Below are 7717 nucleotides of genomic sequence, written 5' to 3' on the forward strand. Positions count from 1 at the left end.
GGGCGGTGGTATGCATGAGTTGGGTGTCGGTTGGCTGTCTTGACCTGGTTGGCAGCGCGGCCGGCCGTGGTCATGTTCTCGGGGCAACGCGGTCGACTATACATCAAATGTCGCCAAAGTGGTAGTTTCACTACAGTTTATGACCGGCCCGTTACATTGCCGTGCGGCATCGGCGCGCTGCGCCCCAAAGCCGGAAGTGATAAGGGTTTTGAAGCGGAATGATGTTGACCAATGAAAAGACATGCAGGACTGGCCTGCTGCAGTGCTCTAAGTGTATGATTTCATTCGGTCAAAATTGTGTAGTAAAATTACAGTGTTAACGCTAACAGGAAACCGACAATGTCTCTCAACGCTACCTTAGCCAGCGTCACCCAACGCATCGCCGAACGTAGCCGTCCTTACCGGACCGCTTATCTCGAACGCCTGGAAGCTGCCCGCCGCAAGGGCGCGCAGCGTGGCGCGCTGGCCTGCACGAACCTGGCGCACGGCTTCGCCGCCTTCCCTGCCAATGACAAGCTGAAGTTGAAGGAAGACAAGGCACCGTCGCTGGCCATCGTTTCGGCCTACAACGACATGCTGTCGGCGCACCAGCCCTTCGAGCGTTTCCCCCAGATTTTGAAAGAAGCCGCGCGTGAAGCCGGTGCCGTGGCGCAATTCGCCGGCGGCACCCCGGCCATGTGCGATGGCGTGACCCAAGGCCAGAGCGGCATGGAGATGTCGCTGTTTTCGCGCGACGCCATCGCCATGGCCACTGCCATCGCGTTGTCGCACAACATGTTCGATGCGGCGCTGTACCTGGGCGTGTGCGACAAGATCGTCCCGGGCCTGTTGATCGGCGCGCTGCATTTCGGCCACCTGCCGGCCGTGTTCGTGCCCGCCGGTCCGATGACCAGCGGCATGAGCAACAGCGACAAGGTCAAGATCCGCCAGCTCTACACGGCTGGCAAGATCGGCCGCGCCGAGCTGCTGGAAGCGGAATCGAAGTCCTATCACGGTGCCGGTACCTGCACCTTCTACGGCACCGCCAACAGCAACCAGATGCTGATGGAAGCCATGGGCCTGCACCTGCCGGGCGCGGCCTTCATTACCCCCAATACGCCGCTGCGCGATGCGCTGACCGCTGCGGCCGCCAAGCAGGCTGCCAAGATCACCGACCTCGGTTCGCAATACACGCCAGTGGGCCGCATGATCGACGAGAAGTCCATCGTCAATGCCATCGTCGCGCTGCACGCTACCGGTGGCTCCACCAATCACACCCTGCACCTGGTGGCCATCGCCAAGGCGGCCGGTATCGTGATCGACTGGGACGATTTCGACAAGCTCTCGGCCGTGGTGCCGCTGATCACCAAGATCTACCCCAACGGTACGGCCGACGTGAACCACTTCCATGCGGCAGGCGGCACCGGCTTCGTGCTGCGCGAGCTCATCGATGCCGGCCTGATGCATGACGACGTGACCACCATCCTCGGCCAAGGCCTGCGCCAGCACTGCAAGGAGCCGATGCTGGCAGCTGAAGGCGAGAACGGCCGTCCCGGCATCGTCACCTGGCACGACGCTCCCGCCACGAGCGGCGACGAAGGCGTGCTGGGCACGGTGGCCAAGCCGTTTGCAGCCGATGGTGGCCTGAAGCTGCTGCAGGGCAACCTCGGCCGCGCGGTCATCAAGATCTCTGCCGTCAAGCCCGAGCATCGTGTGGTGGAAGCACCTGCCGTGGTATTCCATTCGCAGGAAGCCTTCATGGCCGCCTTCAAGGCCGGCGAGCTGGACCGCGACTTCGTGGCCGTCATCACTTTCCAGGGTCCGCGTGCCAATGGCATGCCGGAGCTGCACTCGCTGACCCCGGCGCTGGGCATCCTGCAGGACAAGGGCCGTCACGTGGCGCTGGTGACCGATGGCCGCATGTCGGGCGCATCGGGTAAAGTACCGGCCGCGATCCACGTTACGCCGGAAGTCCTGGGCGGTGGTCCGCTGGGACGCGTTCGCACCGGTGACATCATCCGCCTGGACGCCGATGCGGGTACGCTGCAAGCCAAGGTGGAGGCAGCCGAGTGGGAAGCACGTGGCCTGGACAGCAGCGACCTGTCGGGCAATCAGCACGGCATGGGCCGCGAATTGTTCAGCCTGTTCCGCAACGCGGTGGGAACCGCAGAAGAGGGTGGCGCCACCTTTGGCCTGCCGCCGATTTTTGAGAAAGAGAAAGTCACGGTATGAAGACCACACTGGAAATCATGCGCGCCTCGCCGGTCATCCCGGTGATCGCCATCGACAAGTTCGAACACGCCGTGCCGCTGGCACGCGCCCTGGTCGCGGGCGGCATCCGCGTGCTGGAAATCACCCTGCGCACCGAACACGGCCTGCCGGCCATTCGCGCCATTGCCGAGTCGGTGCCGGACGCCATCGTGGGCGTGGGTACGCTGACCTCGCCTGAAGAGTTCACCGCTTCGCGTGATGCCGGTGCGGTCTTTGGCGTTTCGCCGGGCCTGACCCCGGCGCTGATCGAAGCGGCCAAGCGCAGCGGCCTGCCGCTGCTGCCGGGCGTGATGACGCCTTCCGAAGTGATGGCTGCGCGCGAAGCGGGCTTCCGTCAGCTGAAGCTGTTCCCGGCTGTGCCGGCGGGTGGCGTGGGCATGCTCAACGGCATCGCCGGTCCCTTGTCCGATGTGTCGTTCTGCCCCACGGGCGGTATCACGCAAGAGACGGCACCGCAGTTCCTGGCATGCAAGAACGTCGTGTGCGTAGGCGGCTCCTGGCTGACCCCGAAGGCGGCCATCGAAGCCGGTGACTGGGACAAGATCACCGAGATCGCCAAGGCGGCGGCTGCGTTGAAGAAGGCTTGAGTTTTCCACAGCTTTGAGAGAGGACGGTGGCGGTTTTTTCCGGCCGTCTGATCGAATCAAAAAAGCCCCGGTTTGCAGCCGGGGCTTTTTGTTTTGGTCATTGTCTGCTGCCCAGCCAGTAGGCTGGTAGTGCGATCATTTCGCGTGCGAGGGAATAGAAATCACGGGCTTCAAAGTAGTTCGCATGTGCTGAATGAACGGTGTCGATACCGACACGGTGCAGCGCGTAACGGCTGCGCGGAATGTGGAAGAACTGAGTGACGACCAGGGCGCTCCGGAAACCATGGGCCTGCATGATCGCCGCGCTGTTGACCGCCGTTGCCATGGTCGTGTTGCCCTGCTCATCCAGGAGGATGGCCGAGCGGGGAACGGATTGTATTTCGCTCAGGTAGGCGGCCATGACTTGCGCCTCGCTGAAGCCTTCCTTGCCTGTGCCTCCGCTGACGATGATGTGCCGGAACATGCCTTGCCGATACAGTTCGGCGGTCTTGTCCAGTCTTGCGCGAAGGCGGTCAGAAGGCGTGCCGTCCGGCATGACCTTGGAGCCGAGTACGATGCCCGCATCGCTCTTCTGGATGTCATCGAGCAGGCCGGTCAGTACGATGCCCAGCAGGCACGTCATGACGATCAAGAGGACGCTTGTCGTGATGAGGATGAGTCGTTTCATTGATAAGTTGGGATATGTCTGCGTTGAGCGGAGTTAAGCTAATCCATTGCTTGAGACAGATCATGTCGCACGGGTATCAAGATGAGACTCTGCTTTAAGATTCAGATGGCTCGGTCAGCAAGCCGTGCGTAGCAATCGGATGGCTCAGCTTCGCCAAAGCGCTGTTCACAATATTGTTTGAACTCTGCCCGCTCTGAAATTGAAAGTTCATCAACCGGGATGATATCAAGCCCTTTTTGTGCGGGATTTGAGAAACGGAACTGCAAGGAGGGGCGGTGCTTAAAGAAGGGTTCCCAAGCGATTCCCATTTCGTGGTCGCCTACGATCCGTTCTATACCGATAAATGGCCAGACGAAAAATGCAGCCACCACTGCGAGCTTGCTCTTGAACGATAGGCTTCTCATGGCGGCATCAAATTGAAATCTCGACGCATCATTTCCACGACAATCATTCCATAGACGCCCGGACATGGTCGGTTGGTGCCATGAGTTTTTGCAAACTCACGGTGGCCGCCAATTATCTTGATCTCAAAAAACTGCAGTAGTGTTGCGATCAATGCGGTCGCAGCCTCAAGCTGGTTTTCAGTAGGGTCGTCGTGGGTGACGTCCAATTTATCCTTTTGCTCTCCTATCCATTCGGTGATACCGGCTCTGAAGCCACGTTTCTTCATCACGTTCCATACTCCTGGTCCATATTTTGCAGCTTCTCCACGGACACTTAGGTCACTCAAGAAAACGATTCCAATCACTCCGGAGTTGCCGCCCTCAATGTGCGCACCTAGAAAGCGAATATCAAGCGCTTCATAAATCACGCCATGGCAGTCGATTGCATAGTGGTAACTGAGATTCCCAAATGACTTGATGTCAGTTGCTTCGGCTCTGCGCAATTCTGTCAACCCATCTGCAGCACAGCTATAGCTGTTTCCAGCATGGTGTATTGCAATCGCCTTATAGTCCCAGTCCGCCTTGGAATTCTTTGCCAGTTCTTTTGCTTTCCAATCGGAACGCGTTCTGAAGTCGAATTTTTTGCGTCTTATATCGGCGATGATAGCCTGTCTGGTAGCCGCTTTGGAATTGACTCTCACGTGTACCGTTTTGATCTCCGCTCCTTGCCTGGCTTCCGTAGTAGCCCAGGTGTCGAAGGGGCCCTTTTTGAGGTCGTGGTGATTTGTATTGCTCATACTGCCAAATCCTCCCGTTCGATATTGCTCCCCTTGGGCGACTTGAACATGAAGTGGACACCGATATGCTCGGGTCGCTTGGTCTCAATGATTTCGGTGTAGCCTTTCCGGTCCGTGATACCGCCGTGCTGTGTGCTATTTTCCCGCGTCAGTATGTAGATACATTTTGGGGCTGGTTCTCCAGTTTCCGGATCAAGTGCCTGAAATCTGATTGCACAAGGCTGGTCGTCATCAGTGAATGCGGAGGCTTGTGGCGGGAGAAGCGCCGAGACTTCTGCAAATGACGCGCAAACCGCAGAATCGTCGTCAATGGTAGCGGTGCTTTGGCTAGCAATCAGTTTTGCGCCGCATGAGGTGATGTCATCCTGTCTGGCGACGTTCTGGCTGCTCCACATATATGGAGCTCCTGTGACGATGGGAAATGTTCCTTTGCAGCTTGGGCATGACACCAAGTCACCAACCCGTGCTACGGACTTCCCATAAGCAGCGAATGTGTGATCAGCGGTGATGACTGTTCCGCCATGTGTAGTTCGGTCGCCGTAACGAATGATGGGCCGCTTAGCCATCTTGCAGCCCTCCTGCAAATGCCTCGTATTTCATGTTGTTCCTTCTGGTTATCTGCGAATACAGCTCTTAAGGACCACATGCGGTTTCAGCACGTGAACAGAGAGGTGCGAGTGTAAGGTTCGCTAACCAGAAGAGACCTTCAACCCAAGGAATGAAGACGACTTTCTCGAAGAATATCGGTTTGCTCCTCGAATGCCACTGTAAGAAAAAAGGGCGGGAGCGATAGATATCGCTGCCCGCCCTTTTTGTTTTTTTTCTTTTGCCTGTTTTTGATTGTCTAGTTCTTGGCCACGACTGCCGGCTCCACCGGCGCCTGCGCCTGCTGCCTGAGCCGGTAAGCCAGCACCAGCAAGATGATCCCCAGCACGATCATCGGCACCGACAGCATCTGCCCGGCCGAGATGGTGATGCCACCGAAATGCACCTCATAATCCGGCACGCGGAAGTACTCGGTGAAGAAGCGCGCGCAGCCATACAGCAGCGAGAACATGCCCGCCACCGCCATGCGCGGACGCGAGTGGCGCGCGAAGATCCACAGGATGATGAACAGCAGGATGCCATCGACCAGCATCTGGTAGATCGGCGAAGGATGGCGCGGGATGTTGTCGACGTTGGGCCAGATCATGGCCCAGGGCAGCGAAGGATCGGCCGGACGGCCCGGCAGTTCTGCATTGATGAAGTTGCCCAGGCGGCCGGCCGCGTAGCCCAGCGGCACCATCGGTGCGATGAAGTCCATGATGTCCATCAGGTTGCGGCCGCGCTTGCGGCCCCACAGGTACATCGCCAGCATCACGCCCAGGAAGCCACCGTGGAAGGACATGCCGCCCTTCCAGACCGCGATCATGTCGGCCGGATGCGCAAAGTAATACGCCGGGTTGTAGAACAGGATCTCGCCCAGCCGCCCGCCCAGCACCACCCCGAGCACGCCATAGAAGAGCATGTCGTCGAGGTCCTCCTTCTTCCAGCCGACGGCGGCAATGTGCGGCTGCTTGATGCGCAGGCGGCCCAGCGCGATGAATTGAGCAAAGGCCAGCAGGTACATCAGGCCATACCAGTGGACGGCCAGCGGCCCGATGTGGATGGCGATCGGGTCGGGCATGGGGTGGACGAGCATGAGTTTGATCTTTCTGTTGTTGGGCGGAACGGCGGTTGGAGCGCGCCGGCTTGCGCAAGTTCGCAGCAGCGATTCCCGTGCGATGGGATCAGGCGGGCATCTCCAGGAGATCCAGCAGGGCACGCAGCACGCCGGACGGGTTGTCGCGCCGCCAGGCCAGGCCGGTCTGGATTTCCGGTGCCGCATCCGATAGCCGGCGGTAATCCACGCCCGGGCGTTTCAAATTCGAGACGGATTGTGGCACAAGCGCCATTCCCATGCCAGCCGAGACCAGGCCGACGATGGTCTGCATCTGGATCGCCTCCTGGCCGATGTGGGGCGTCACGCCCGCATCGCGAAAGCAGGACAGGATGGTGTCATGGAAGGCCGGTGCAATGCGGCGCGGGAAAATGATCAGCGGCAGCTCGCGCAGGCTCTTGAGCGACACCGGTCCGCGTCTCTTGACCGCGCCTTCGGGCAGCGCCGCAATCAGCGGTTCCGACAGCACCGGGCGCACATCCAGCACGGCCGCAGCTTTTTCCGGCAGCGGCGGCAGCAGCAGGCCAGCGTCGATCTTGCCCTGCATCAGGTCTTCCAGCTGGATATCGGTGGTGGCTTCGCGCAATTCGATCTGGACTTGCGGATAACGCGCCCGGAAGCGCTGCAGGAGCGGGGGCAGGATGCTGTAGTCCGCACTCGATATGAAGGAAAGCGATAAAAGTCCGGATGCCCCGCTGGCCGCGCGCCGGGCCAGGTCGGGCAGGGCGGCGGCCTGTTGCAGGATGCGCTGCACCTCCGGCAGCAATGCCTCGCCGGCCGGCGTGAGCGCCACGCTGCGCTTGGTGCGCTGGAACAGGGGCGTACCCAGTTGCTCTTCCAGCGCGGCGATGGTCTGCGACAGCGGCGGCTGGGTCATGTGCAGGCGCGCGGCGGCGCGGCCGAAATGCTTTTCCTCGGCGACGGCGGCAAAGTAGCGCAGCTGGCGCAATTCCAGGCGGGGATGGTCGGACATGGACTGATATCGGATCCGAATGAGTCGGGCGTCCATGATATCCCCGGCCTTGCAACGCGACAAGGCGAGGATGGCGTGATATTTCCGTCATGGAATTTGATCTATGACAGATATACGCGAGGGCAGATAGAGGGTGCGTGGCGAAGCCGGTTAGAATAGCCCCGCCTGCGAAGCGCCTGGAGAATGCCGCTGCAGGCGTGACCGTCGTCCACCGCTTGCTGAGGAGCCCCCATGAAATACCTGTTGTTGATCGCCACCCTGGTGGCCGGTTCGGCCATTTCCGCCGAAGCCATGGCCAATGCGCAACTGGCCAAGTCCAAGAATTGCATGGCCTGCCACTCGGTGGACGCCAAGATCGTCG

The 7717-nt window shown here is 59.9% G+C and carries 8 protein-coding genes; 2 read left to right on the forward strand and 6 right to left on the reverse strand.

Translation table 11 applies throughout. The features are described from left to right. The first annotated feature begins 339 nt into the window (after window positions 1-339). Both edd and B3873_RS04980 read left to right on the forward strand, forming a co-directional pair. Entirely contained in the window at window positions 340-2211 is a 1872-nt protein-coding gene (gene edd / locus B3873_RS04975; RefSeq protein WP_134137175.1) for a phosphogluconate dehydratase, read from the forward strand. Next, window positions 2208-2837 carry a bifunctional 4-hydroxy-2-oxoglutarate aldolase/2-dehydro-3-deoxy-phosphogluconate aldolase gene (locus B3873_RS04980; RefSeq protein WP_034336019.1) on the forward strand — a complete coding sequence of 210 codons (630 nt, stop codon included), beginning with the start codon at window positions 2208-2210 and terminating at the stop codon, window positions 2835-2837. Before edd ends, B3873_RS04980 begins: the two co-directional genes overlap by 4 nt. 97 nt (window positions 2838-2934) lie before the next feature. Here B3873_RS04980 and B3873_RS04985 read toward each other — a convergent pair whose 3' ends face one another. The 6 genes from B3873_RS04985 to B3873_RS05010 form a co-directional block, all read right to left on the reverse strand. Next, the gene (locus B3873_RS04985) at window positions 2935-3504 is read right to left on the reverse strand and encodes a YdcF family protein (RefSeq protein WP_286864377.1); all 570 of its coding nucleotides are present in this window, start codon (window positions 3502-3504) and stop codon (window positions 2935-2937) included. Window positions 3505-3605: 101 nt separating this feature from the next. Beyond that, window positions 3606-3908, reverse strand: a complete 303-nt coding sequence (locus B3873_RS04990) for a hypothetical protein (protein ID WP_286864378.1) — start codon at window positions 3906-3908, stop codon at window positions 3606-3608. Next, the gene (locus B3873_RS04995; RefSeq protein WP_286864379.1) at window positions 3905-4684 is read right to left on the reverse strand and encodes a peptidoglycan recognition protein family protein; all 780 of its coding nucleotides are present in this window, start codon (window positions 4682-4684) and stop codon (window positions 3905-3907) included. The genes B3873_RS04990 and B3873_RS04995 overlap by 4 nt, the downstream gene beginning before the upstream one ends. Then, window positions 4681-5250: a PAAR domain-containing protein gene (locus tag B3873_RS05000; protein ID WP_286864380.1), complete on the reverse strand. Its 570-nt coding sequence runs from the start codon at window positions 5248-5250 to the stop codon at window positions 4681-4683. The genes B3873_RS04995 and B3873_RS05000 overlap by 4 nt, the downstream gene beginning before the upstream one ends. Window positions 5251-5528: 278 nt before the next feature. Beyond that, complete coding sequence (gene lgt / locus B3873_RS05005; protein WP_121044207.1) at window positions 5529-6365, reverse strand: prolipoprotein diacylglyceryl transferase; 837 nt, start codon at window positions 6363-6365, stop codon at window positions 5529-5531. Between the two features lie 88 nt (window positions 6366-6453). After that, a complete protein-coding gene (locus B3873_RS05010) occupies window positions 6454-7356 on the reverse strand; it encodes a LysR substrate-binding domain-containing protein (protein WP_205703758.1) in 903 nt (300 codons plus the stop codon). Between the last annotated feature and the right edge of the window lie 361 nt (window positions 7357-7717).

The sequence above is a fragment of the Herbaspirillum sp. UBA812 genome (assembly GCF_002296545.1).
GTDB lineage: Bacteria > Pseudomonadota > Gammaproteobacteria > Burkholderiales > Burkholderiaceae_D > Herbaspirillum > Herbaspirillum huttiense.